The 22,152-nt window shown below is 70.4% G+C and carries 24 protein-coding genes; 10 read left to right on the top strand and 14 right to left on the bottom strand.

The window, feature by feature from the left end; genetic code table 11:
• Positions 1-18: 18 nt before the first annotated feature.
• The gene (locus ACY0MJ_RS04030; RefSeq protein WP_462636995.1) at positions 19-1,443 is read left to right on the top strand and encodes an FAD-binding oxidoreductase; all 1,425 of its coding nucleotides are present in this window, start codon (positions 19-21) and stop codon (positions 1,441-1,443) included.
• Here ACY0MJ_RS04030 and ACY0MJ_RS04025 read toward each other — a convergent pair whose 3' ends face one another.
• Complete coding sequence (locus ACY0MJ_RS04025; RefSeq protein WP_462636994.1) at positions 1,444-2,352, bottom strand: hypothetical protein; 909 nt, start codon at positions 2,350-2,352, stop codon at positions 1,444-1,446.
• A 175-nt stretch (positions 2,353-2,527) separates the two neighbouring features.
• Between ACY0MJ_RS04025 and ACY0MJ_RS04020 the strand changes: the two genes are divergently transcribed.
• Positions 2,528-3,898: an MmgE/PrpD family protein gene (locus ACY0MJ_RS04020; protein ID WP_462636993.1), complete on the top strand. Its 1,371-nt coding sequence runs from the start codon at positions 2,528-2,530 to the stop codon at positions 3,896-3,898.
• A 4-nt stretch (positions 3,899-3,902) separates the two neighbouring features.
• On the opposite strand, the gene ACY0MJ_RS04015 is transcribed toward ACY0MJ_RS04020, so the two are convergent.
• The 6 genes from ACY0MJ_RS04015 to mnmG form a co-directional block, all read right to left on the bottom strand.
• Positions 3,903-4,838 carry a ParB/RepB/Spo0J family partition protein gene (locus tag ACY0MJ_RS04015; protein WP_462636992.1) on the bottom strand — a complete coding sequence of 312 codons (936 nt, stop codon included), beginning with the start codon at positions 4,836-4,838 and terminating at the stop codon, positions 3,903-3,905.
• A gap of 4 nt (positions 4,839-4,842) precedes the next feature.
• Positions 4,843-5,382 carry an RBBP9/YdeN family alpha/beta hydrolase gene (locus ACY0MJ_RS04010; protein ID WP_462636991.1) on the bottom strand — a complete coding sequence of 180 codons (540 nt, stop codon included), beginning with the start codon at positions 5,380-5,382 and terminating at the stop codon, positions 4,843-4,845.
• Between the two features lie 25 nt (positions 5,383-5,407).
• Positions 5,408-6,220, bottom strand: a complete 813-nt coding sequence (locus tag ACY0MJ_RS04005; protein WP_462636990.1) for a ParA family protein — start codon at positions 6,218-6,220, stop codon at positions 5,408-5,410.
• Positions 6,221-6,835, bottom strand: a complete 615-nt coding sequence (locus tag ACY0MJ_RS04000) for a LysE family transporter (RefSeq protein WP_462636989.1) — start codon at positions 6,833-6,835, stop codon at positions 6,221-6,223.
• Between the two features lie 25 nt (positions 6,836-6,860).
• Positions 6,861-7,541 carry a 16S rRNA (guanine(527)-N(7))-methyltransferase RsmG gene (gene rsmG / locus ACY0MJ_RS03995; protein WP_462636988.1) on the bottom strand — a complete coding sequence of 227 codons (681 nt, stop codon included), beginning with the start codon at positions 7,539-7,541 and terminating at the stop codon, positions 6,861-6,863.
• Between the two features lie 133 nt (positions 7,542-7,674).
• A complete protein-coding gene (gene mnmG / locus ACY0MJ_RS03990; RefSeq protein WP_462636987.1) occupies positions 7,675-9,609 on the bottom strand; it encodes a tRNA uridine-5-carboxymethylaminomethyl(34) synthesis enzyme MnmG in 1,935 nt (644 codons plus the stop codon).
• Between the two features lie 104 nt (positions 9,610-9,713).
• Here mnmG and ACY0MJ_RS03985 point away from each other — a divergent pair, with 104 nt between their 5' ends.
• Positions 9,714-10,295, top strand: a complete 582-nt coding sequence (locus tag ACY0MJ_RS03985; protein WP_462636986.1) for an NADPH-dependent FMN reductase — start codon at positions 9,714-9,716, stop codon at positions 10,293-10,295.
• 39 nt (positions 10,296-10,334) lie between these two features.
• Complete coding sequence (locus ACY0MJ_RS03980) at positions 10,335-11,090, top strand: class II aldolase/adducin family protein (protein ID WP_462636985.1); 756 nt, start codon at positions 10,335-10,337, stop codon at positions 11,088-11,090.
• Here the strand turns inward: ACY0MJ_RS03980 and ACY0MJ_RS03975 are convergent.
• Together ACY0MJ_RS03975 and ACY0MJ_RS03970 are read right to left on the bottom strand one after the other, a co-directional pair.
• Positions 10,975-11,931 (bottom strand): transglutaminase-like domain-containing protein, encoded by a 957-nt coding sequence (locus ACY0MJ_RS03975; protein WP_462636984.1) that lies wholly within the window; start codon positions 11,929-11,931, stop codon positions 10,975-10,977. The genes ACY0MJ_RS03980 and ACY0MJ_RS03975 overlap by 116 nt on opposite strands.
• Before the next feature lie 108 nt (positions 11,932-12,039).
• Positions 12,040-13,335: an AsmA family protein gene (locus tag ACY0MJ_RS03970; RefSeq protein ID WP_462636983.1), complete on the bottom strand. Its 1,296-nt coding sequence runs from the start codon at positions 13,333-13,335 to the stop codon at positions 12,040-12,042.
• A gap of 108 nt (positions 13,336-13,443) precedes the next feature.
• On the opposite strand from ACY0MJ_RS03970, the gene gstA reads away from it, so the two are divergent.
• Positions 13,444-14,049: a glutathione transferase GstA gene (gene gstA / locus ACY0MJ_RS03965; protein WP_462636982.1), complete on the top strand. Its 606-nt coding sequence runs from the start codon at positions 13,444-13,446 to the stop codon at positions 14,047-14,049.
• Entirely contained in the window at positions 14,046-15,143 is a 1,098-nt protein-coding gene (locus tag ACY0MJ_RS03960; RefSeq protein ID WP_462636981.1) for an alkene reductase, read from the top strand. The genes gstA and ACY0MJ_RS03960 overlap by 4 nt, the downstream gene beginning before the upstream one ends.
• 12 nt (positions 15,144-15,155) lie before the next feature.
• Here the strand turns inward: ACY0MJ_RS03960 and ACY0MJ_RS03955 are convergent, their stop codons facing one another.
• Positions 15,156-15,737, bottom strand: a complete 582-nt coding sequence (locus ACY0MJ_RS03955) for a hemerythrin domain-containing protein (protein ID WP_462636980.1) — start codon at positions 15,735-15,737, stop codon at positions 15,156-15,158.
• A gap of 57 nt (positions 15,738-15,794) precedes the next feature.
• Positions 15,795-17,993, bottom strand: a complete 2,199-nt coding sequence (locus ACY0MJ_RS03950) for a heavy metal translocating P-type ATPase (protein WP_462636979.1) — start codon at positions 17,991-17,993, stop codon at positions 15,795-15,797.
• Positions 17,994-18,142: 149 nt separating this feature from the next.
• Here ACY0MJ_RS03950 and ACY0MJ_RS03945 point away from each other — a divergent pair, with 149 nt between their 5' ends.
• Positions 18,143-18,340 (top strand): heavy-metal-associated domain-containing protein, encoded by a 198-nt coding sequence (locus ACY0MJ_RS03945; RefSeq protein WP_462636978.1) that lies wholly within the window; start codon positions 18,143-18,145, stop codon positions 18,338-18,340.
• Positions 18,340-18,756 (top strand): Cu(I)-responsive transcriptional regulator, encoded by a 417-nt coding sequence (gene cueR / locus ACY0MJ_RS03940; RefSeq protein ID WP_462636977.1) that lies wholly within the window; start codon positions 18,340-18,342, stop codon positions 18,754-18,756. Before ACY0MJ_RS03945 ends, cueR begins: the two co-directional genes overlap by 1 nt.
• Before the next feature lie 94 nt (positions 18,757-18,850).
• On the opposite strand, the gene ACY0MJ_RS03935 is transcribed toward cueR, so the two are convergent.
• The gene (locus ACY0MJ_RS03935) at positions 18,851-19,201 is read right to left on the bottom strand and encodes a hypothetical protein (RefSeq protein ID WP_462636976.1); all 351 of its coding nucleotides are present in this window, start codon (positions 19,199-19,201) and stop codon (positions 18,851-18,853) included.
• 241 nt (positions 19,202-19,442) lie between these two features.
• Between ACY0MJ_RS03935 and ACY0MJ_RS03930 the strand changes: the two genes are divergently transcribed.
• A complete protein-coding gene (locus tag ACY0MJ_RS03930) occupies positions 19,443-19,967 on the top strand; it encodes a Spy/CpxP family protein refolding chaperone (RefSeq protein ID WP_462636975.1) in 525 nt (174 codons plus the stop codon).
• Positions 19,968-20,032: 65 nt separating this feature from the next.
• Here ACY0MJ_RS03930 and ACY0MJ_RS03925 read toward each other — a convergent pair whose 3' ends face one another.
• Positions 20,033-20,536: a hypothetical protein gene (locus tag ACY0MJ_RS03925; protein WP_462636974.1), complete on the bottom strand. Its 504-nt coding sequence runs from the start codon at positions 20,534-20,536 to the stop codon at positions 20,033-20,035.
• Positions 20,537-20,661: 125 nt separating this feature from the next.
• Positions 20,662-21,222 (bottom strand): acyloxyacyl hydrolase, encoded by a 561-nt coding sequence (locus ACY0MJ_RS03920; RefSeq protein ID WP_462636973.1) that lies wholly within the window; start codon positions 21,220-21,222, stop codon positions 20,662-20,664.
• A 150-nt stretch (positions 21,223-21,372) separates the two neighbouring features.
• Here ACY0MJ_RS03920 and ACY0MJ_RS03915 point away from each other — a divergent pair, with 150 nt between their 5' ends.
• Positions 21,373-22,152 (top strand): endonuclease/exonuclease/phosphatase family protein, encoded by a 780-nt coding sequence (locus ACY0MJ_RS03915; RefSeq protein WP_462636972.1) that lies wholly within the window; start codon positions 21,373-21,375, stop codon positions 22,150-22,152.

Raw genomic sequence — 22,152 nt, 5'->3', positions numbered from 1 at the left:
CCGTCCCGGGAGTCCCGCATGAACGCACCTGCCGCCCTCGCCCACCTGGTCCCTGAAGTCCAGCAGCGCGAAGTCCCCGCCGCCCTGATCGAAGCGCTCAAGGCGCGCTTCGGCGCCCAGTGTTCCACGGCGCTCGCCGTGCGCGAACAGCACGGGCGCGACGAGTCGTCCTTCCAGGTGCCGCCGCCCGCGGCCGTGGTGTTCGCCGAGAGCACGCAGGACGTCGCCGACGCCGTGCGGCTGGCGAGCGAGCACGACACGCCGGTCATCCCCTTCGCCGTCGGCTCCTCGCTCGAGGGCCACCTGCTGGCCGTGCAGGGCGGCATCAGCATCGACGTGATGCGCATGAACAAGGTGCTGTCGGTCAACGCCGAGGACCTGACGGTCACGGTGCAGCCGGGCGTCACGCGCAAGCAGCTGAACGAGGAAATCAAGAGCACCGGCCTGTTCTTCCCGATCGATCCGGGCGCGGACGCCTCGCTCGGCGGCATGGCCGCCACGCGCGCCTCCGGCACCAACGCCGTCCGCTACGGCACCATGCGCGAGAACGTGCTGGCGCTGGAAGTCGTCACGGCCAGCGGCGAGGTGATCCGCACCGGCACGCGCGCCAAGAAGTCCTCCGCCGGCTACGACCTCACGCGCCTGTTCGTCGGCAGCGAAGGAACGCTGGGCGTGATCACCGAGGTGACGCTGCGCCTGTACCCGGTGCCGGAGGCGATCTCCGCGGCCGTGTGCTCCTTCCCGAGCATCGAGGCGGCCGTGCGCACCACGATCCAGATGATCCAGCTGGGCGTGCCGATCGCCCGCGTGGAACTGATCGACCACAACTCGGTGCGCATGGTCAACGCGCACAGCAAGCTGGACCTGCGCGAGGAGCCCATGCTCCTGATGGAGTTCCACGGCTCGCCCGCGAGCGTGAAGGAGCAGGCCGAGACGGTGCAGGAGATCGCGGCGGAATTCGGCGGCAAGGCCTTCGAGTGGGCCGAGACGCCGGAGGAGCGCACGCGCCTGTGGACCGCGCGGCACAACGCCTACTTCGCCGCGGTGCAGTCGCGCCCCGGCTGCCGCGCCATCTCCACCGACACCTGCGTGCCGATCTCGCGCCTGGCCGACTGCCTGCTGGATTCGGTGGCCGAGGCCGATGCGAGCGGCCTGCCCTACTTCCTGGTGGGCCACGTCGGCGACGGCAACTTCCACTTCGGCTACCTGCTGGACCCGAACGATCCGCAGGAGCGCGTGGTGGCCGAGGACCTGAACCAGAAGCTGGTGGCGCGCGCCCTGCGCCTGGGCGGCACCTGCACCGGCGAGCACGGCGTGGGCCTGCACAAGATGGGCTTCCTGGTGGACGAGGCCGGCGCCGGCGCGGTCGACGTGATGCGCACGATCAAGCGCGCGCTCGACCCGAAGAACATCATGAACCCCGGGAAGATCTTCTCGGCGTGATCACTGCACCGGCAGGGCGACCGCGGGCGCGCCGCCCAGGCCGGTGATCTTCCACTCCTCGTTGACGTTGCGGAACGCGATGCCGACCACCCGGTTCTCGGTGTCGGCGACGAGTCCTTCCTTCTCGTAGTCGTCGCCCCACTGCACCTTCATCGCGCGGATGGTCGTGGCGATCTGGCGCAGGTCCTCGTCGCTCATCCGCTCCACGCGCTGCTTCCAGCGCGCCTCCGCCTTCCCGCCCAGGCAGGCCAGCGCGGTGGCGCGGTCGCCCGTCATGAGCGCGCCCAGGAACACCTGCCAGGTCTTCTCCACGGTCTCGAAGCGCGCATCGGGCATGCGGGTGAGCGGCTCGATGGCGCGCAGCCAGTCGTCCGTGCACTGCGACAGGGGCAGCGTCGCCTCGCCGCGGCGGCCGGCGCGCACCTTGGCGGCCAGCAGCTTGTCGTATTCGGCGATCACGCCGGCGTGGCGCTGCCGCCAGGCGACGTAGACCAGCGCGCTCTTCTCCGCGAAGCCGGGCACGTCGGCGCGGCAGCGCTCGAACTGCGCCGACAGGTCCAGCACCTCGCGCTTGCGCTTGCTGGGCTTGACGAAGACGTCGTCCGAAGCGGCGGCGCTCGCCGGCGCCACGTCCACGGTGGGCGCCTGGCGCTCCACGGGCGCGAGCCGCAGCGGCGCGATCGTCGGCGACGGCGCGGTCGCCGGCATGCGCACGGGCGCGGGCGTGGCCACCGCGGCAGGCGGCGCTGCAGGCGCCGGCGCCTCCGGCGTGGCCAGTTCGGCGACGGCGCACGGATCCGGGCGGAAGCGGATGCTCCCGTCCGCCTGCGGACAACGGAAAGTTTCGGCGAGCGCACCCTGCGACGCTCCCCACAACACCAGGGCTCCCCAAACGACTCGGGCCTTCATGCGACGGCTCCGGCAAAGCACACCCGCCCGATGCTAGGCGGGCCCCCGGGGCCAGACCGGTTCGAAAAAGTAAACACGGCCCGGTTTCGGGATGGCCGCGCGCCTGCGGCCGACGGGCGGGAAGGGGCAGGTGAGTACCTACTGGCGGATCGCAGGCCCTGGGCAACAATGCGCCATGGCCCGCAACACCCAGGTCGCCGCCGACCCCCACGCCCCGCCCATCACCCGCCTGCTGGCCGAGTACGTCGCCTCGCACCGCTCGCGCGGATGGAGCGACGCGGTCGACCACGAGGCGCACCGCACCTTCCTCAACTGGCTCGGTTGCGCCGTCGGCGCGGCGAAGCACGAGGCGGCCGACGCGGCGCTGGCGGCGATCGCGGAACTGCAGCCGGCGCCGCAGGCCAGCATCGCCGGGCGCGGCGAGCGGGTGGACATGGCGAGCGCGGCGCTCGTCAACGGCATCACCTCGCACACGTTCGACTTCGACGACACGCACCTGAAGACCATCATCCACCCGGCGGGGCCGGTGGCCTCGGCCCTGCTCGCGCTCGCCGAGCACAAGGGCATGAACGGCCGCGAAGTGGTGGACGCCCTGGTGCTGGGCATCGACGTGGCCTGCCGCCTCGGCAACCTGGTCTACCCGGAACACTACGACCGCGGCTGGCACATCACCGGCACCACGGGCATGCTGGGCGCGGCGGCCGGCTGCGCGCGGCTGCTGAAGCTCGATGCGCAGCGCACGCAGATGGCGCTGGGCATCGCCGCCTCGCAGCCGATCGGGCTGCGAGAGCAGTTCGGCACCATGACCAAGCCTTTCCACCCCGGCGCCGCCGCGCGCGCGGGGCTCACCTCGGCGCTGCTGGCGGCCAAGGGCTTCACGGCGAGCCCGCGGGCGCTGGAGGCGCCGCGCGGCTGGGCGCAGGTCGTGTCGACGAAGACGGCGTGGAACGAGGCGACGGACGCACTGGGCGAGCGCTTCGAGATCTCGTTCAACAGCTACAAGCCCTTCGCCTGCGGCATCGTGATCCATCCGAGCATCGACGCGTGCGTGCAGCTGCGCGAACAGGGCGTGCGGCCCGAGCAGGTGGAACGCATCGAACTGCGGGTGCACTCGCTGGTGCTGGAGCTCACGGGCAAGAAGGAACCGGCCGACGGCCTGCAGGGCAAGTTCAGCGTGTACCACGGCTGCGCCGCCGGCCTCACCTTCGGCCGCGCCGGCGAGGACGAATACCACGACGCCATCGTCACGCGCCCCGACATGGTGGCGCTGCGCCGCAAGGTCGTGGCCACGGTGGACGACTCCATCGACGAGGCGAGCGCCGACGTGACGGCGCACCTGACCGACGGCCGCAAGGTCCACGTCTTCGTGGAACACGCGATCGGTTCGCTGCAGCGGCCGATGACGGACGCGATGCTGGAAGCGAAGTTCACGCAGCTGGCGGAGCCGGTGCTCGGCGGCGCGCGGACCCGGCAGCTGATCGAGGCGTGCTGGCAGCTCGGGTCGGCGAAGGACGTGCGCGCGCTGGCCGCCCTGATGCGCGCCTGAACGTTCAGGCCTGCGCGCGCAGGCGCTCGATCAGGCCGTTGAGCTCGTCGAGCGAGCCGAACTGGATCGACACCTCGCCCAGCTCCTCCACGCGGCCGTGGCGCTTCACGCGCTTCTTCACGCGCACTTCCACTTCCGCCGTCAGCAGGTCCGACAGCTCCTCCTCGATGCGCCGCAGGTCGCGCGACTTCTCCTTCTTGGGCTTGGGCGAGACCAGGCTGAACTCGGCGCCGAGCTTCTTCACCAGGCTTTCGGCTTCGCGCACCGAGAGCTTCTTCTGCGCGATCTGGTTGGCGGCCGTGATCTGCGAGGCACGCTCCAGCGACAGCAGCGCGCGGGCGTGGCCCATGTCGATGTCGCCCGCCATCAGCATGGTCTGCACCGGGTCGGCGAGATTGAGCAGGCGCAGCAGGTTGGACGCGGCGCTGCGCGAGCGGCCGACGGCCTGCGCCGCCTGTTCGTGCGTCAGGCCGAAGTCCTTGATCAGCCGCTGCAGGCCCTGCGCCTCTTCCAGCGGGTTGAGGTCCTCGCGCTGGATGTTCTCGATCAGCGCCATCGCCGCGGCGGCCTCGTCGGGCACGTCGCGCACCAGCACCGGCACGCTCTCCAGGCCCGCGAGGCGCGCCGCGCGGAAGCGGCGCTCGCCGGCGATGATCTCGTACTTGCCCGCGTTGTCGCCGGCGGCCAGCTTGCGCACGAGGATCGGCTGCATGATCCCCTGCGCCTTGATCGACTCGGCCAGCTCGTAGAGCGCGCCCTCGTCCATGCGCGTGCGCGGCTGGTACATGCCGGGCACCATGTCGGCCAGCAGCAGCGAGGCGGGCTGGCCCGCGTTGGCGCCCGTGCCGTCGGCGGCGCCGGCGGCAGCGTTCTCCTGGACCTTCGGTCCCAGCAGCGCTTCGAGGCCGCGGCCCAGGCCCTTGGGTTTCTTCGTCACCATGTCGTCAGTCTTTCATGAGGTCCTGCAGCAGGACGTGGCCCTCGGGCCAGCTGCCCAGGCCGGAATCGGCGTTGATGTGGCCGCAGTCGCCGTAGTCCATGAACTGGGCGTGCCACGTGTGCGCGAACAGGCGCGCGCGCTCGAAGGCGCAGAACGGGTCGTCGCGGCTGGCGAGCAGCACGCTGCGGAAGGGCAGCGCCTGCAGCGGGATCGGGCTCCAGGTCGGCAGCTGCTCGCGCACCTCGGGGCGTTCGCAGTCGCCGGGCGCGACCAGCAGCGCCGCCTTCACGCGCTGCGTGCTGCGCGAGTGCGCGGCCCACGCGGCCACGAGGATGCAGCCCAGGCTGTGCGCGACCAGCACGGCCGGCTCGTCGCACGAGAGCACCACGTCCTCGAGCCGCGCGATCCAGTCGCCGCGCAGCGGTTTCCTCCAGTCGTGCTGTTCCACGCGGCGATAGCCATGGCGCTGCTCCCAGAGCGTCTGCCAGTGGCCGGTGCCGCTGCCCTCCCAGCCGGGCAGGATCAGCACGTTGCAGGCTTTCATTGCTATTGATTTTGCAGCAGCAGATTCAGGCCACGCGCTGCGCGGCGGCGGGCTTCATGCCGCCGATGCGCTGCACCATCTCCTGCGCGAAGTCGACGAAGGCCTGGCTGCCGCGCGCCGACGCATCGAAGGCGACGCCCGGCAGCCCGTAGCTCGGGGCTTCGGCGAGGCGCACGTTGCGCGGGATCACGGTGTCGAACACCTTGTCGCCGAAGTGCGCCTTGAGCTGGTCGCTCACCTGCTGCTGCAGCGTGATGCGCGGATCGAACATCACGCGCAGCAGGCCGATGATCTCGAGATCCTTGTTCAGGTTGGCGTGCACCTGCTTGATGGTGTTGACCAGGTCCGACAGGCCTTCGAGCGCGAAGTACTCGCACTGCATCGGCACGATCACGCCGTGCGCCGCGCACAGGCCGTTGAGGGTGAGGAGCGACAGGGCCGGCGGGCAGTCGATCAGGATGAAGTCGTAGTCCTGCGCCACGGCGGCGAGCGCCTGCTTGAGCCGCTTCTCGCGCCGCTCCACCTCCACCAGCTCCACTTCGGCGCCGGCGAGGTCGCGGTTGGCGCCCAGGATGTCGTAGCTGCACCCCGCCTCCTGCAGGCGCTCGCTCTGCACGCGGGCCTCGGCGACGCTGGCCGACTCCAGCAGGACGTCGTACACCGTGTGCGGCAGCTGGCGCTTGTCGACCCCCGAACCCATGGTCGCATTGCCCTGCGGGTCGAGGTCCACCATCAGCACGCGCTGGCCCACCTTGGCCAGGCCGGCGGACAGGTTCACCGTCGTCGTCGTCTTGCCAACCCCGCCCTTCTGGTTGGCGACGCAAAAGATCTTGGCCATTTATTTGGAGAGCGCGAGCTTGGCGCCGAAGCCGATGAGGAAGACGCCGGCGAGCCTTTGCAGCACGCGGCCGATGACCGGGTTGGCGCGCATGCGCTCGGCCAGGAAGTGGGTGAGGAGCACGGCGCCCAGACCGTAGGCGAAGGTGAGCACGGCGATCGTCGCGGCCATCACGCCGAAGGTGGCCAGGCCCTGGTGCCGGGCCGGGTCCACGAACAGGGGGAAGAAGGCCATGTAGAACACGATGGCCTTGGGATTCAGCAAGGTGATGAAGAAGGCCTGGCGGAAATAGTGGCGCGGCTCGATGTGCAGCACCGGGCCGGCGCCCGGCTTGACCATCAGCATCTTGAACCCGAGCCAGGCCAGGTAGGCGGCGCCCAGCCACTGCACCGCATAGAAGGCGGCCGGATAGGTGACCAGCAGCGTCGCCACGCCGGCGACGGCGGCCCACATCAGCACCTGGTCGCCGGCGATGATGCCGAAGGTCGCGCCCAGGCCGCCGCGGATGCCGCCCTTGCCGGTGGAAGTGATCAGGGCCAGGTTGCCGGGTCCGGGAATCGCCAGAAAGATCAGGATCGCGGCGACGAACGCACCGTAGTCTGCAACGCCAAGCATGGGCCCCTCCGAGTGAAGGCCGAGTTTAACTGCCGGGGCTGGCCGGCCCTGTGGCGCTTTCCTCACGCAGCCGCTTGCGCATCCAGACGATGCAGCGCTCGGCGGCCAGCTCCGGGACCTGCAGCTGTTCCACGTGGAACACTTCAGCCGATTCCGGCAGAGCCGCGATCTCCGCTTCCGGCAACTTGCCCTTCATGGCCAGCCAGGCGCCCTGCTCCGCCAAGGCGCCGGAGGACCAGGCGACGAAGTCCGGCAGGGAGGCGAAGGCGCGGGAGCAGACGATGTCGTAGGGGCCGGTGAGGTTTTCGACCCGGTCGTGGAGACCGCCAAGGTTCGTGAGCTGGAGCTGGGCGGCGGCCTGCTGGATGAAGGCAGCCTTCTTGCCGACCGTGTCCACGCAGTCGACCCGGACCTCGGGGCAGGCGATAGCGATCACGACACCGGGCAGTCCGGCCCCGGAGCCGACGTCGAGGAGGCGAACCGCTCGGCCGCCGGTGTGGCGGCGCAGGGGCGGGATGGCCGCCAGGCTGTCGAACAGGTGCTGGACCAGCATCTCATCGGGATCGCGGACGGCGGTGAGGTTGTAGACCTTGTTCCACTTGGCGACGAGGTCGAGGTAAGCGAGGAGTCGCGCTTGTTGCTGCGCGCTCAGCGCCACACCGAGCTGGGTTGCGGCCGAGCGCAACCGGTCTTCACGGGTCGACATGGCTACTCCACCTCCACCCGGACTTGCTCCCTCTCCCGCTTGCGGGAGAGGGTTGGGGTGAGGGCCGGGGAAGTGCCGCGCCCGCCCCTCACCCTGCCCTCTCCCCGGAGGGGAGAGGGAAAAGAGCCGGAACTCATGCCGCGGCCGCTTCCGCGAAGCCCTTGAACTTGTTCTTCTTGAGGTGGACCAGCAGCAGCGAGATCGCCGCCGGGGTCACCCCCGAGATCCGGGATGCCAAGCCCAGCGTTTCCGGACGGTGCTTGTTCAGCTTCTGCCGCACCTCGATGCTCAACGCGGCCACCTGCATGTAGTCCAGCTCGGCCGGCAGGCGCAGGTTCTCGTAGTACGCGGCGCGCTCGACCTCGTCCCTCTGGCGTTCGATGTAGCCGGCGTACTTGGCGGCGATCTCGATCTGCTCCACGATGGGGGCGTAGAGGTCGCCCAGCGTTTCACGTGAAACAGCATCGCTCTTCCAGCGGCCGCCCTCCAGGCTGACCAAGGATTCGTAGTCGACGTCCGGGCGCCGCAGCAGGTCGCCCAGGTTGTACTCGCGCTCCATCGACGTGCCCAGCACCCGCTGCGCCTCGGCCGCCGAGACGATCCGCGGGTTCACCCAGGTCGCCTTCAGGCGTTCGGTTTCACGTGAAACAGCGTCACGCTTCCGGCAGAACGCATCCCACCGGGCGTCGTCCACCAGCCCCATGCGCCGACCGGCTTCGGTCAGGCGCAGATCGGCGTTGTCCTCGCGCAGCTGCAGCCGGAACTCGGCCCGGCTGGTGAACATGCGGTAGGGCTCGGTCACGCCCTTGGTGATCAGGTCGTCGACCAGGACGCCCAGGTAAGCCTGGTCGCGGGAGGGCAGCCAGGCCGGCTCGCCCTTCACCTGCAGCGCCGCATTGACGCCGGCGAACAGCCCCTGCGCCGCCGCCTCCTCGTAGCCGGTCGTCCCGTTGATCTGCCCCGCGAAGAACAGGCCGCCGATCGCCCGCGTCTCGAAGCTGCTCTTCAGCCCCCGCGGGTCGAAGTAGTCGTACTCGATCGCATAGCCGGGCCGCAGGATGTGTGCCTTCTCCAGGCCGGGCAGCGTGCGGACCAGCCCGAGCTGCACATCGAACGGCAGGCTGGTGGAGATCCCGTTCGGGTAGAACTCGTTGGTCGCCAAACCCTCGGGCTCCAGGAACACCTGGTGGCTGGACTTGTCGGCGAAGCGGTTGATCTTGTCTTCCACGCTCGGGCAGTAGCGCGGCCCCACCCCCTCGATGCGCCCCGTGAACATGGGGCTGCGATCGAAGCCGGAGCGGATGATCTCGTGCGTGCGCTCGTTGGTGTGCGTGATCCAGCACGGCACCTGGCGCGGATGCATGTCGGCGCGGCCCAGGAAGCTGAACACCGGCACCGGGTCGAGGTCGCCCGGCTGCTCCTCGCACCTCGAGAAGTCGATGCTGCGTCCGTCGATGCGCGGCGGCGTCCCGGTCTTCAGCCGCCCCTGCGGCAGCTTGAGTTCCTTCAGCCGGGCCGACAGCGACTGGGCCGGCGGATCGCCCGCGCGTCCAGCGGCATAGTTCTCCAGGCCGACGTGGATCTTGCCGTCCAGGAAGGTGCCCGCCGTCAGCACGACGGTGCGGGCGCGGAAGCGGATCCCGATCTGGGTAACGGCGCCGACCACGCGGTCGCCTTCCACCATCAGGTCGTCCACCGCCTGCTGGAACAGGCTCAGGTTGGGCTGGTTCTCCAGGCGACGGCGGATCGCCGCCTTGTACAGCACGCGATCGGCCTGGGCCCGGGTCGCGCGCACGGCCGGCCCCTTGCTGGAGTTGAGGATGCGGAACTGGATGCCGGCCTCGTCGGTCGCGATGGCCATCGCCCCGCCGAGCGCGTCGACCTCCTTCACCAGGTGGCCCTTGCCGATGCCGCCGATCGAGGGGTTGCAGGACATCTGCCCCAGCGTCTCGATGTTGTGGGTGAGCAGCAGGGTCTTGCAGCCCATGCGCGCGGAGGCGAGGGCTGCTTCGGTGCCGGCATGGCCGCCACCGACCACGATGACGTCGAATTCTTCGGGATACAGCATGGAGGAGCGCCGAACCGGGCGCGGGGGGCCAGGATGGCCGAACGGAGGAAGGCCCGATTTTACGGGCGGGGCGCCGAGGCTGCCCGCTGTGGTGCAATGCGCCCATGAAAGCCCTTGTCTTCGCCGGCAGCACCCGCATGGAATCGTTCAACCGCAGGCTGGCGCGCGAGACGGCCCGCCTCGCCCGCGAACGCGGGGCCGAGGTCACGCACCTGGAACTGGGCGACTACGACGTCCCCATGTACAACGCCGACCTCGAGGCGCGCGGCACGCCGGCGGACGTCATGAAGCTCAAGCAGGTGTTCTTCGACCACCCGGCCTGGATCGTCTGCACGCCCGAGTACAACGCGAGCTACCCTGCCCTGCTGAAGAACACGCTGGACTGGATCTCCAGCCCGGTGAAGGGCGACCCCGTGTGGGACGACGCGTTCCGCTCCAGCCGCGGCAAGGTGGTCGGCGTGCTGAGCGCCTCCAACGGCGGCTTCGGCGGCATGCGCTCGCAAAGCCACCTGGTGCCGCTTCTCTTCAACCTGCACTGCTGGGTGGCGCCGCAGGTCTACGGCCTGGCGCGCGCGGCGAGCGCGTTCGACGAGGACGGCCGCCTGCGCGAGATGGCGGCCCAGGACCGCGTCGGCGCCGTCGTCGACCAGGTGCTCTGGGCGGCAGGCCGCCTGCAGCAAGGCTAGTCAGCTATCGATTCAGGAGCGATCACGAAAGGAGATCCCATGAACATCGCATCCCTGCGCGAAGTGGTCAGCGCCGAGGAGTGGCAGCTGCGCGTGGACCTCGCGGCCTGCTACCGGCTGGTGGCGCTGTACGGCTGGAGCGACCTGGTGTTCACGCACATCAGCGCGCGCGTGCCCGGGCCCGAGCACCACTTCCTGATCAATCCCTACGGGCTGATGTTCGACGAGATCACCGCGTCGTCGCTCGTGAAGGTGGACCGCCACTGCAACAAGGTGATCGACTCGCCCTTCCCGGTGAACCCGGCGGGCTTCACCATCCACAGCTGCATCCACGAGGCGCGCGAGGACGTGCAGTGCGTGCTGCACACGCACAGCCGCGCAGGCGTCGCGGTGAGCGCGCAGAAATGCGGCGTGCTGCCGATCTCGCAGCAGAGCACCTTCGTGCTGGCCTCGCTCGCGTACCACGACTACGAAGGCGTGGCGCTGCGCGACGAGGAGAAGCCGCGCCTGCAGCGCGACCTGGGGGACGCCAACTTCCTGGTGCTGCGCAACCACGGGCTGCTGACGGTGGGCCGGACGGTGCCGGATGCCTTCCTCTCGATGTACACCTTCGAGAACACCTGCCGCATCCAGATCGACGCGCAGGCCGGCGGCGAGCTGGTGATGGTGGACCCGCGCATCATGCAGGGGATGGCGCAGGTGCTGAAGACCGTGACGGCGGGACAGGGAGCGAACATCGCGTGGCCGGCGTTGTTGCGGAGGCTGGATCGGACGGATCCGTCGTACAAGACGTAGGCGCGGGGGACGGTGGGGTTCGCGTCGCGTCCGCCATCGATTCCGTCGTGCGCGGGTCGTGCTCCAGCACCATCACTTCCTTGCGCGTGAGCTGCACCTGGCCGAACAGCGTGGCGAAGGCGACGTCCTTCGCGTCGCAGCCGGTGCCGATGCGCACGAGGCGGTCCACGGGCGCCATGCCGGTCGGGTCGAACAGCACCCAGTGGCCGTCGAGCCAGGCTTCGAACAGCGCGTGGAAGTCCTGCGGCGGCTCGTCGAACCAGACGTAGCCCACCACGATGCGCGCCGGGATGTTGAGCGCGCGGCAGAAGGTGATGCCCAGGTGCGCGAAGTCGCGGCACACGCCCGCGCGCTGCGCGAACACTTCCTGCGCAGTCGTGTTGGAGTTCGTGCTGCCGGGCTGGTAGCGGATCTCGCTGCGGATCCAGTCGGTGATCGCCTGCACCCGCGCGAAGCCGCGGGGCAGCGTGCCGAACATGCGCACCACCTCGTTGGTCAGCACGTCGGACTCGCAATAGCGCGTCGCCAGCAGGTATTCGAAGATGTCATCGGGCACCTGGCCCACCGGCGTCTCGCGCAGGCGTGGATCGGCGGGCGGCGTGTGCACCTCCACCTCGGCCTTGTAGCGCACGTGCAGCGGGCCGGGCGCGGCGTCGAAGCGGATCAGGCGGTTGCCGCTGCGCGGATCGACCGCGGCGTGCGGCTGCACGCCGGAGGAGATGGACAGCTGCTCGCTCAGGATCTTCTGCGTGGGCCAGTGCGCCGCCTCGATGTTGAAGCAGAAGTGCGTCGGTGACTGGACGGCGTACTCCAGGACCGTCTCGACCGTGGACAGGTGCATGCGGCTCCGGCAGGCTGCGGACAGGCCACCATCCTAGGCCGCGGCCGCTGGGCCGGCGATAGTCTGCCGCCGCCGGCCTCTGTAGGACGCCGCGTGCCGCGGCCGGGCCTACTTGTCCTTGCTGCCGCCGAACAGGCTGCGCAGCCCGTCGCTGATGCGGTCCCCGGTAGCCGCCCCCGCCGCGGCGCCGGCCGCAGTGCCCGCTCCGGGCGCCACCAGCGTGCCGAGCGCCGCGCCGACCATCGCGCCGCGCGTCAGCATCACGCTCGGGTCGTCGAGCGTGCCGCCCACGGCCAGGGGGACGCCCATGCCCTTGCGCTTGCCGCTGGCCACTTCCACGTTGACGCGGCCGTTGAGCGTCTTGTCCGCGGCCATGGCGACGTTGCCCGTCGCCGCGAGCGCGCCGGAGCTCGCCACCAGGTTGGTCAGGTGCACGGCCTTGCCCTGCGTGTCGACCTGGCCGGCCAGGGTGTCCAGGCGCGTGATGCCGCCGCGGCTGAGGCCCACCGTCTGCACGGCCTTCTGCAGGTCGATGCCCATGAGCACCGCGTCGCGCACCGTGAAGCTCGTGTGGCTGGTGAGCTGGTCCACCACCTGCCCCGGTTCGCGGAACTCCGAGCGCAGCGTCGTCTGCGCCCGCAGCTTGCCCGTGAGCGGCTTGCTGGGCGCGGTGAGCGCCGCCACTTCCACGTCGTCGGTGTTCAACTGGCCCGAGAGCACCTGCGCGCCCGCCTTGCCCGGCTGCAGCTGCAGCTTGCCCGTGATGCGGCCGCCGCCCACCTCGATGCGCACCGGCCAGGCGTCGGCCTGGCGGCGGATGTTGCCGCGCGTGCCGGCCAGGCGCCCGCGCACGATCCGGAAGGACGCCTCGTCCAGCAGGCCGTCGCCGCCCAGCTCCGCTTCGGCGTCCACGGTCATGCGCTGGCCCTTCTCGTCGATCCAGGTGATGTCCTCGAACACGGCGCGCTTGGGCAGCACCATGGGCGTGCTGCCGGAAGAGGAACGCGCGGGCTTGGCAGCCTTCTTCTCCTGGCGCTGCACCGCCGCGCCCAGCGCCGCGATGCCGCTTTGCGGCAGCACCGCCTTGCGCACCACCAGCGTGGCGATCTCCAGCTTGCCGGCCAGCAGCCCGGCCCAGACCGGCCGCGCCTCGACGCGGCCCACGGTCAGCGCCGGGCGCGTCTGCAGGCGCACGTCGTCCGCGGCCACGGCCGGCAGCGGCCACAGGTCCACCGAGAGGCGTCCGAGCTTCAGGGGCACGCCCAGGGCGGCGCTGGCCTGGCGTTCGGCGCGACTGCGGAAATCGTCGGTGCGCAGCCAGTACTGCAGCGCCATGGCGACCGCGACGAACAGCAGGACGAAGGCGACGGCCAGGAAAACCAGCCACTTGATGAGCTTTGCCATGGCGCCATTGTGGCGAACCCGAACAGCACCCCCAAGCCTGCACGATTTCCGGGCATTGGCTAGCATCGATTTGTTCACGCTCGCCGAGCGCATCACAAGGAAGAGGAAATGAAACTGTATTACTCCCCCGGAGCCTGCTCGCTGTCGCCGCACATCGTGCTGCGCGAAGCCGGCCTCGCCTTCGAGCCGGTGCTGGCGCCCACCAAGACGCACAAGCTGCCCGACGGCACCGACTACTACACGATCAACCCGCTGGGCTACGTGCCCATGCTGGAGCTCGACGACGGCACGCGCCTGCGCGAAGGCCCGGCGATCGTCCAGTACGTGGCCGACCAGGTGCCGCAGAAGAATCTCGCCCCGGCGAACGGGACGCTGCCGCGCTACCGCCTGCAGGAATGGCTCACCTTCATCGGCACCGAGATCCACAAGAGCTTCTCGCCGCTGTTCAACGCGGCCATGCCCGACGAAGGCAAGAAGATCTACCGCGACCGCATCGCCAACCGCTTCGCCTTCGTCAACGGCGAGCTGGAAGGCAAGCAGTACCTGATGGGCGACCAGTTCAGCGTCGCCGACGCCTATCTCTTCACCGTCACGCGCTGGGCCAAGCCGATGCAGATCGACCTGTCGCCCTATCCGCACCTCGCGGCGCACAACGCGCGCGTCGAGGCGCGCCCCGCCGTGCAGGAAGCGCTCAAGCTCGAGAAGCTGGCTTGACGTCGCTGTTCGAACCGGTGCAGGTCGGGAGCCTGCACCTGCCCAATCGCATCGTGATGGCGCCCCTGACGCGCAACCGCGCGCCCGGCGCCATTCCCACGCCGCTGATGGCGGAGTACTACGCGCAGCGCGCGTCGGCCGGCCTGATCGTCAGCGAGGCAACGGCGATCACGCACCAGGGCCAGGGCTACGCCGACGTGCCGGGCCTGTACGGCACCGAGCAGCTCGATGGCTGGAGGAAGGTCACGCAGGCGGTGCACGCGCGCGACGGGCGCATCTTCTGCCAGCTGTGGCACGTGGGCCGCGTCTCGCACGTGGACCTGCAGCCGGACGGCCAGCCGCCGGTCGCGCCCTCGGCGCTCACCGCGAAGACCAAGACCTATCTCATCCAGGACGGCCAGGGCAGCTTCGTGCCGACGTCGGCGCCTCGCGCGCTGGCGGCGGAGGAACTGCCCGGCATCGTGCGCGACTTCCGCCATGCGGCGCGCAACGCGATCAGCGCCGGCTTCGACGGTGTCGAAGTGCACGGCGCCAACGGCTACCTGCTGGACCAGTTCCTGAAGACCGGCGCGAACCAGCGCAGCGACGACTACGGCGGATCGATCCCCAACCGTGCGCGCCTGCTGCTGGAAGTGATGCGCGAGGTCTGCGAGGAAGTCGGCGCCGGCCGCGTGGGCTTGCGCCTGTCGCCGGTGACGCCGGCCAACGACATCGTCGACGCCGACCCGCAGCCGCTGTTCGCGTACGTGGTGCGCCAGCTGGCACCGCTGGGCCTGGCCTACCTGCACCTGATCGAGGGCGCCACTGGCGGCCCGCGCGAGGTGCAGGACCGCCCCTTCGACTACGCCGCGATGCGCGCGGCCTGGCGCGACGCCGGCGCGAAGGGCGCCTGGATGGTGAACAACGGCTACGACCGCGCCCTCGCCGAACAGGCGCTCGCCGCGGGCGCCGACCTGGTCGCCTTCGGCCGGCCCTACATCGCCAACCCCGACCTGGTGGAGCGCCTGCGCCGCAACGCGCCGCTCAATGCGCCGGAGCGGGCGACGATGTATGGGGGCGGGGCGAAGGGGTATACGGACTATCCGGCGCTCTGAGGCCGGGGCGGTTCACTCCGGCCCGACCCCGATCGGCGCCGGCGTGCGCATCACGATGCGCGTGAACAGCCGGTCGTAGACGGGGTCGCGCTCGCCCGTCACCAGCGGGTCCCTCTGCGTGGCGAAGGCCGTGTTCAGCTGCGCCCAGTCGTCTTCCGTCAGCGTCTTCTGCGCCACGGGCAGCAGCTCGGTTTCTTCCGTGCGCATGTGCCGCAGGTAGAACTCCACGTACTCGCGCGCCGCTTCCTGGAAGGCGCCGCGGCGGCTGTCGCCCAGCAGTTCCCAGGCGAGCAGCAGGTGCTGCAGTTCGCGCACGCGGTGCTCGCCGTGCAGGTGGTCGTCCTCCAGCCGGCGGATCACCGGCATCAGGTGCGGCGCCACCAGGGCCAGCTTGGGGAACAGCAGGTCGGATTCCTTGGGATGGTGGCGGCGCTCGGGGAATTCGTCGATGTAGAACAGCATCGCGCGCAGCACGTCGAAGAAGCGCCCCGGCTCGTCCTCGGGGTCGCGTTCCATCATCTGCAGCAGCGAGCGCAGCACGGCCGCGACGGCGGAATGCTCGTCGCGGATCACTTGCAGGGCGGATCGGTTCATGGCGGGGTCTCCTGCTGCAAGCGTGGCATGCAGCGGCGACCCCGCGCTTGATCCACGTCAACGCCGTGGCAGGCGCCAGCGCTTCAGCAGCAGCGCGTTGGTGAGCACGCTGACGCTCGAGAGCGCCATCGCCGCGCCCGCGACCACCGGGCTCAGGTAGCCCAGCGCCGCCAGCGGGATGCCGGCCACGTTGTACGCGAAGGCCCAGAACAGGTTCTGCCGGATCTTGCGCACGGTGCGGTGCGAGATGTCCAGCGCGCCCGCGACCAGGCCGACGTCGCCGCGCATCAGCGTGATGCCGGCGGCGTGCATCGCGACGTCGGTGCCCGTGCCCATGGCGATGCCGACGTCGGCGGCGGCGAGCGCCGGCGCGTCGTTGACGCCGTCGCCCACCATCGCCACCACGTGCCCGCCCTCGCGCAGCGCGGCGACGCGCGCGGCCTTGTCGCCGGGCAGCACCTCGGCCTGCACTTCGTCCGGCCGCAGGCCCAGGCGCTGCGCCATCGCCAGCGCCGCCGCGCGGTTGTCGCCGGAGATCATCACCAGCCGCAGGCCGCGCGCGCGCAGCCGCGCCAGCGCCGCATCGGCGCCCGGCTTGGGCTCGTCGGCGAAGGCCATCAGCGCGCGCAGCGCCAGGCCCTCGGTGACGCGCTCCACCAGCGCCGAGAGCGTCGCGCCCTCGCCTTGCAGGCGCTGCACGTCCGCCTGCAGCGGACCCAGCGGCACCTGCAGTTCCGCCAGCCAGCGCAGGCTCGCGATGAGGTAGCTGCGGTCGCCCACCTCGCCTTCGGTGCCTCGGCCGGCCACGGCGCGCACGGCGTCCGGCGCAGCCACCGCGACGCCGCGCTCGCGCGCGGCCGCGACCACGGCGCGCGCCAGCGGATGCTCGCTGCCGCTCTGCAGGCTCGCCGCGGCGGCCAGCTGCGCGCCCTCGTCCACGCCGGGCGCGGCGACGAAGGCCACCAGCCGCGGCTGGCCGACGGTCAGCGTGCCGGTCTTGTCGAAGGCCAAGGTGTCGACGCGGTGCGCCAGCTCCAGCGCCTGCGCATCCTTGATCAGCACGCCCTGGCGCGCGGCCACGCCGGTGCCGGCCATGATGGCCGCCGGCGTCGCGAGGCCCAGCGCGCAGGGGCAGGCGATCACCAGCACCGCCACGGCGTGGATCAGCGCGTCCTCGATGCCGGCCCCGGCCAGCAGCCAGCCCGCCAGCGTGAACGCGGCGATGCCCAGCACCACCGGCACGAACACGGCCGAGACCTGGTCCACCATGCGCTGGATCGGCGCCTTGGCCGCCTGCGCGTCCTCGACCAGCCGGATGATGTGCGACAGCACGCTCTCGTGCCCGACCGCCGTCGCGCGGACCACGATGCGGCCTTCGCCGTTGATGCTGCCGCCGGTGACGCGCGCGCCCGCGGCCTTGGCCACCGGCAGCGGCTCGCCCGTGAGCATCGCCTCGTCGACGTGCGTGTCGCCCTGCTCCACGACGCCGTCGGCCGGCACGCGCTCGCCCGGGCGCACCACCAGCCGGTCGCCGGCCAGCACCTCGGCGAGCGGCAGGTCGGCCTCCTCGCCGTTGCGCTGGATCACGTGCGCCGTCTCGGGTCGCAGCGCCTGCAGCGCGCGGATGGCGGCGGTCGTCTGGCGCTTGGCGCGCGCCTCCAGCCACTTGCCCAGGAGCACCAGCGTCACCACGACCGCCGAGGCCTCGAAGTACAGGTGCGCGTGGCCCTGCGCCAGCCACAGCCACATCGACAGGCCCCAGCCGGCGCTGGTGCCGATGGCCACCAGCAGGTCCATGTTCCCCGTGCCCGCCTTCAGCGCATGCCAGCCGGCGCGGTAGAAGCGCGCGCCCAGCCAGAACTGCACCGGCGTGGCCAGCAGGAACTGCAGCCAGGCCGGCAGCATCCACGACCGGCCGACCAGGTCGCCGGCCATGGGCAGCACCAGCGGCAGCGACAGCAGCAGGCCGATGGCCACCGGCGCGAAGCCGGCCCAGGGCGACAGGTCCTCGGCCGCCGCCGCCTCGGCGCTGCGCGGCTCGTAGCCCGCGTTGCGCACGGCGCGGCGGATCTGCGCCTCCATCTGTTCGGAGGGCGCGTAGGTGACGCGCGCCGACTCCGTGGCCAGGTTCACGACGGCGTCCTGCACGCCGGGCAGCTTCTTGAGCGCGCGCTCGACCCGGCCGACGCACGACGCGCAGGTCATGCCGCCGACGCCGAGGTCGAGGGTGGTGGTGGGATGGGTGGCAGTCTCCATGCGTGAATGGTCAACCCTGCCACGATGGCAAGGTCAAGCCGTTGACCTGGATCAACCCGCGAAGCCGCAGGGACATCCAGGCACCTGCGTTTGACCTTACCATGGTGGCAAGGTTCAGGCTACGGCCTCCCAACCCAGAAAGGAACATCATGAACCAGACATTCCAGGTGAAAGGCATGACCTGCGGCCACTGCGTCCGCGCCGTGACCGAGGCGGTGAAGTCCGTGGACGGGCAGGCCGAGGTGAAGGTCGACCTGGCGAGCGGCAAGGTGGAGGTGCAGTCGCAGCAGGACCACGGGACGATCGCCCGCGCGATCGCCGAAGAAGGCTACGAAGTCGCGGCGTGATGCAGCCCGCGAGCAGCGCCGCCTGGCCGGTGAACATCGGCGAGGCGGCGCGCCTGTCCGGCGTGTCGGCCAAGATGGTGCGGCACTACGAAGGCCTGGGGCTGCTCGGCCGGGTCGCGCGCACCGACAGCGGCTACCGGCAGTACAGCGAGGCGGACGTGCATACGCTGCGCTTCATCAAGCGGGCGCGCGACCTCGGCTTCTCGATGGAGGAGATCGCGGAGCTGGTCGGCCTCTGGCAGAACCGCCGGCGCGCGAGCGCCAGCGTGCGCAAGGTGGCGCAGAAGCACGCGGACGACCTGGCGCAGCGGATCGCGCAGATGCAGGAGATGCAGCGGACGCTGCAGCACCTGATCCACTGCTGTCACGGCGACGAGCGGCCGGAGTGCCCGATCCTGGAGCACATGCAGGGGTAATGCCGCGCCACCGTGGATTGCGGGTCAAGCCCGCAATGACAGCCTGATATTTGTCATCCCGGGCTCGACCCGGGATCCATGCGTGCGTGGCAGGTCACTTCCCCATCTGCTGCTTCTGCTCCTCCAGCGCCTTCTTCCTCTCCTGCACCATCACGTCGCGCAGCACCTGGGCCGGGCCGGCGCCCATGGTGGTGGTGTCGACCTCGCTGCGGGCCTGGGCGCGCGCCATGGCTTCCCGCTGGGCGAGCACCGGCTCGTCCATCAGGATCACGGCGCCCACGCTGTCGCGGTCGTGCGCCGGCAGCGGCGCGGTGTCGGTCATGGTCGCGGGTTCGGGCTTGGCGGCCTGCGCCACGTCGGCGGCCCGGGCGACCATCGCACCGGCGGTGACGAGCGCGGCGGCCAGCACCCCGGCGGTGGCGCGCGCGAAATCCTGGGTCCTCATGCTGTGCTCCTGCTTGCGGTGTGTTCGGTTGCGTCCAATGTCGCCCTGCCCTTCCGTGCCGCGCGTCGTTGCGGGTGGACGCTTGCCGTAGGACCGCTTCGACCCAGCGTGTCGAGGGCAGGTAAAGCGGGATTCTTTACACACCCGCAATCAAGCGCTGATGGATGAGACACAGCCGCCGACCAGACTGCATCCCATCGGGCCCGGTACGGCGGCCCGCCACCACGAAAGGATCTCCTCGATGAAGACGCTGCACCGCACCCTGCTGGCCGCCAGCCTGGTCGCCGCCCTCGGCGCCGGCGCGATCGCGCAGGCACAGACCCCCGCGCAGACCGCGCCCGCCCAGGCCGCCTCCGCCGGCCACCAGATGCGCCACCACCGCGCCATGGACCCCGCCAAGATGGAGCAGTTCCGCGCCCGCATGCAGGAACGCATGGCCAAGCGCCTGGGCAAGCTGAAGGAAAAGCTGCAGATCACCTCCGCCCAGGAAGGCGCGTGGACCACCTGGACCAGCGCGCTGAAGCCGGTGAAGTTCCAGCGGCCCGACCGCGCGGCCTTCCGCGCCATGAACACGCCCGAGCGCCTGGACCAGATGCGCGCGCTGCGCGCCCAGCGCGACGCCGAGATGGACAAGCGCATCGACGCGACGAAGGCCTTCTACGCCACGCTGAGCGCGGAGCAGAAGAAGGTGTTCGACGAGCAGGGCATGCGCTTCCTGCGCGGCGGCAAGGGCGGCCATCGCGGCCACCATCGCCACCAGGGCTGACCGCCCGCGCGGCGCCAACGAAAAAGCCAGGCAGTGCCTGGCTTTTTTCATTCCCGCGTCCGCGCTCAGTAGGAGAACACGTAGTACGGCGAGGTCGTCGTCACCGCGGCGAGCGGGATCGAGTAGCTGCCCACCACCAGCGGTTCCTGGTTCGTGGTCAGCAGGTTCGGCTGGCCGTTGGTCATGGTGCTCGCTTCACCCGCGCGCGCCGGCACGTCGAAGGTGGCGGCGGACTGGTGCCGCTCGCGGTACGAGGGGCCGGTCATCAGCAGGTGGGCGTTGTCATGCAGCTGCGCGCGCGCGACCACCGGGTCCCAGTTGATGTTGGGCTGCACGTACACGTACTCGGTCGCCGGGACCACCGCCGTGGTGGTCGTCACGCTCGTCGCGGGCGCGGCACCCAGCACGGTGGTGTTCAGCGCCGGTTCGGACAGCAGCACCAGGTTGTCGGCACCGTTGGGGCCCAGCTCCACCATGGTTCCGTCGGGATAGAAGATCGCGTCGGCTTGCGCCAGGCCGGCCACCGCCATCGCGCCGGCGGCCAGGAGGGTCAGGGAAATCTTTTTCATCGAATGCTCCGTACTGTTCAGTGACATCCCGGCAGCCGCCGGGTCCTTGTGCAGACAGTTTGGAACGCCCGCATCCCGGCCGTATCGGACGGGAGTGGGGATGGCCGTAGGACGTGCCGCGCCGCCTAGAAGCGCGAGACGTAGCGCAGCTGCAGGAAGTCCTGGCCGGGGTTCGGCTCCCGGATGCCGGCGTTGGAGACGTGGACCCAGCGCAGGCCGAGCTCGTGGCGTTCCGCGGCGCCGAAGGTGCGGCCCACGCCCAGCACGTCGTAGAAGTTCCAGCGCGTGCTGAACCTCTTGTCCGGCGTGATGTAGGGCTGGTCCATCCAGCTCGCGCCCACGCCCACCTCGATGTACCAGGGTGAGACGCCGCGCTTCAGCTGCATGCGCAGCGTCGGCAGCAGCACGAGCTGGGTCAGCGACTGGTGGCCGCCGCCGATCGCATCGGCGCGCCAGCTGTTGATCATCAGCTCGGTATGCGCGGTCAGCTCGGCCTTGCGGCGCAGGGCCTCGAAATTCCAGTCCCACACCAGGCCGGCCCCTGCGTCGGCCGTGCCGTGGGTGCCGATGCCCGCCTGCACCGAGACGGCGTCGGGGCGGAGGTTGAACGCTTGCGAGGGAATGGCCAGGGCGGCCAGCAGTCCGGCCGCGGCGAGCCGCAGCGTCTTCTTCTTCGTTGTTTTCATCGATGGCAGGTGGAACTCGGCGGGAGGCCGGAGTGTGCTCCGAAATCTCGCCGCCGGGGGCCACAAGAACATGTGCCCGCGTCCTACTCCGCCGGCCCAGCTGTGCAACTACAAAAGGTGTCCCGACGGACAACGATCTCCAACACGCCCATGAGCGACCTGAGCGATCCCCTGGCCCCGGCCCCGCAGCTCACCGTGATGACGGTGAACATCCACAAGGGCTTCACCACCTTCAACCGCCGCTTCATCCTGCCGGAGCTGCGCGACGCGGTGCGCAAGGTGGGGGCGGACGTGGTGTTCATGCAGGAAGTGCTGGGCATGCACGACGAGCACGGGAAGAAGATCGAGGACTGGCCGGAGGCAGCGGGACAGTACGAGTTCCTGGCCGACAGCATCTGGCCGCAGTACGCGTACGGCCGCAACATGGTCTATCCCAAGGGCCACCACGGCAACGCCGTGATGTCCAAGTTCCCCATCGTCCACTACCAGAACCACGACGTGTCCATCGCCGGCCCGGAGAAGCGCGGCCTGCTGCACTGCGTGCTGAAGATCCCCAACCACGCGCTCGACGTGCACGCGATCTGCGTGCACCTGGGCCTGGCCGAGGCGCACCGCCAGCAGCAGCTGGACCTGCTGTGCCGCATCACGCACACCGAGGTGCCCAAGGACGCGCCGCTGATCGTCGCCGGCGACTTCAACGACTGGCGCCGCCGCGCCAACGACGTGCTGTGGCGCGAGGCGGGCCTGCGCGAGGTCTTCGTCACCGCCTACGGCGAGCCGGCCAAGACCTTCCCCGCGATCTTCCCGGTGCTGTCGCTCGACCGCATCTACGTGCGCAACTGCTCGGTGCACCTGCCCGTGGTGCTGCCGCGCCGGCCCTGGGCGCACCTGTCGGATCACGCGCCGCTGTGCGCCGAGATCCACCTGTAG

This window comes from Ramlibacter sp. bp-362 (genome assembly GCF_054956735.1).
This window is presented reverse-complemented; position numbering and strand designations above follow the sequence as displayed.

Excerpts from the sequence above, each read along its gene's own strand:
- ACY0MJ_RS04030 (WP_462636995.1), top strand. The coding sequence starts at position 19 with ATGAACGCACCTGCCGCCCTCGCCCACCTGGTCCCTGAAGTCCAGCAG.
- ACY0MJ_RS04025 (WP_462636994.1), bottom strand. The coding sequence starts at position 2,352 with ATGAAGGCCCGAGTCGTTTGGGGAGCCCTGGTGTTGTGGGGAGCGTCG.
- ACY0MJ_RS04020 (WP_462636993.1), top strand. The coding sequence starts at position 2,528 with ATGGCCCGCAACACCCAGGTCGCCGCCGACCCCCACGCCCCGCCCATC.
- ACY0MJ_RS04015 (WP_462636992.1), bottom strand. The coding sequence starts at position 4,838 with ATGGTGACGAAGAAACCCAAGGGCCTGGGCCGCGGCCTCGAAGCGCTG.
- ACY0MJ_RS04010 (WP_462636991.1), bottom strand. The coding sequence starts at position 5,382 with ATGAAAGCCTGCAACGTGCTGATCCTGCCCGGCTGGGAGGGCAGCGGC.
- ACY0MJ_RS04005 (WP_462636990.1), bottom strand. The coding sequence starts at position 6,220 with ATGGCCAAGATCTTTTGCGTCGCCAACCAGAAGGGCGGGGTTGGCAAG.
- ACY0MJ_RS04000 (WP_462636989.1), bottom strand. The coding sequence starts at position 6,835 with ATGCTTGGCGTTGCAGACTACGGTGCGTTCGTCGCCGCGATCCTGATC.
- rsmG (WP_462636988.1), bottom strand. The coding sequence starts at position 7,541 with ATGTCGACCCGTGAAGACCGGTTGCGCTCGGCCGCAACCCAGCTCGGT.
- mnmG (WP_462636987.1), bottom strand. The coding sequence starts at position 9,609 with ATGCTGTATCCCGAAGAATTCGACGTCATCGTGGTCGGTGGCGGCCAT.
- ACY0MJ_RS03985 (WP_462636986.1), top strand. The coding sequence starts at position 9,714 with ATGAAAGCCCTTGTCTTCGCCGGCAGCACCCGCATGGAATCGTTCAAC.
- ACY0MJ_RS03980 (WP_462636985.1), top strand. The coding sequence starts at position 10,335 with ATGAACATCGCATCCCTGCGCGAAGTGGTCAGCGCCGAGGAGTGGCAG.
- ACY0MJ_RS03975 (WP_462636984.1), bottom strand. The coding sequence starts at position 11,931 with ATGCACCTGTCCACGGTCGAGACGGTCCTGGAGTACGCCGTCCAGTCA.
- ACY0MJ_RS03970 (WP_462636983.1), bottom strand. The coding sequence starts at position 13,335 with ATGGCAAAGCTCATCAAGTGGCTGGTTTTCCTGGCCGTCGCCTTCGTC.
- gstA (WP_462636982.1), top strand. The coding sequence starts at position 13,444 with ATGAAACTGTATTACTCCCCCGGAGCCTGCTCGCTGTCGCCGCACATC.
- ACY0MJ_RS03955 (WP_462636980.1), bottom strand. The coding sequence starts at position 15,737 with ATGAACCGATCCGCCCTGCAAGTGATCCGCGACGAGCATTCCGCCGTC.
- ACY0MJ_RS03950 (WP_462636979.1), bottom strand. The coding sequence starts at position 17,993 with ATGGAGACTGCCACCCATCCCACCACCACCCTCGACCTCGGCGTCGGC.
- ACY0MJ_RS03945 (WP_462636978.1), top strand. The coding sequence starts at position 18,143 with ATGAACCAGACATTCCAGGTGAAAGGCATGACCTGCGGCCACTGCGTC.
- cueR (WP_462636977.1), top strand. The coding sequence starts at position 18,340 with ATGCAGCCCGCGAGCAGCGCCGCCTGGCCGGTGAACATCGGCGAGGCG.
- ACY0MJ_RS03935 (WP_462636976.1), bottom strand. The coding sequence starts at position 19,201 with ATGAGGACCCAGGATTTCGCGCGCGCCACCGCCGGGGTGCTGGCCGCC.
- ACY0MJ_RS03930 (WP_462636975.1), top strand. The coding sequence starts at position 19,443 with ATGAAGACGCTGCACCGCACCCTGCTGGCCGCCAGCCTGGTCGCCGCC.
- ACY0MJ_RS03925 (WP_462636974.1), bottom strand. The coding sequence starts at position 20,536 with ATGAAAAAGATTTCCCTGACCCTCCTGGCCGCCGGCGCGATGGCGGTG.
- ACY0MJ_RS03920 (WP_462636973.1), bottom strand. The coding sequence starts at position 21,222 with ATGAAAACAACGAAGAAGAAGACGCTGCGGCTCGCCGCGGCCGGACTG.
- ACY0MJ_RS03915 (WP_462636972.1), top strand. The coding sequence starts at position 21,373 with ATGAGCGACCTGAGCGATCCCCTGGCCCCGGCCCCGCAGCTCACCGTG.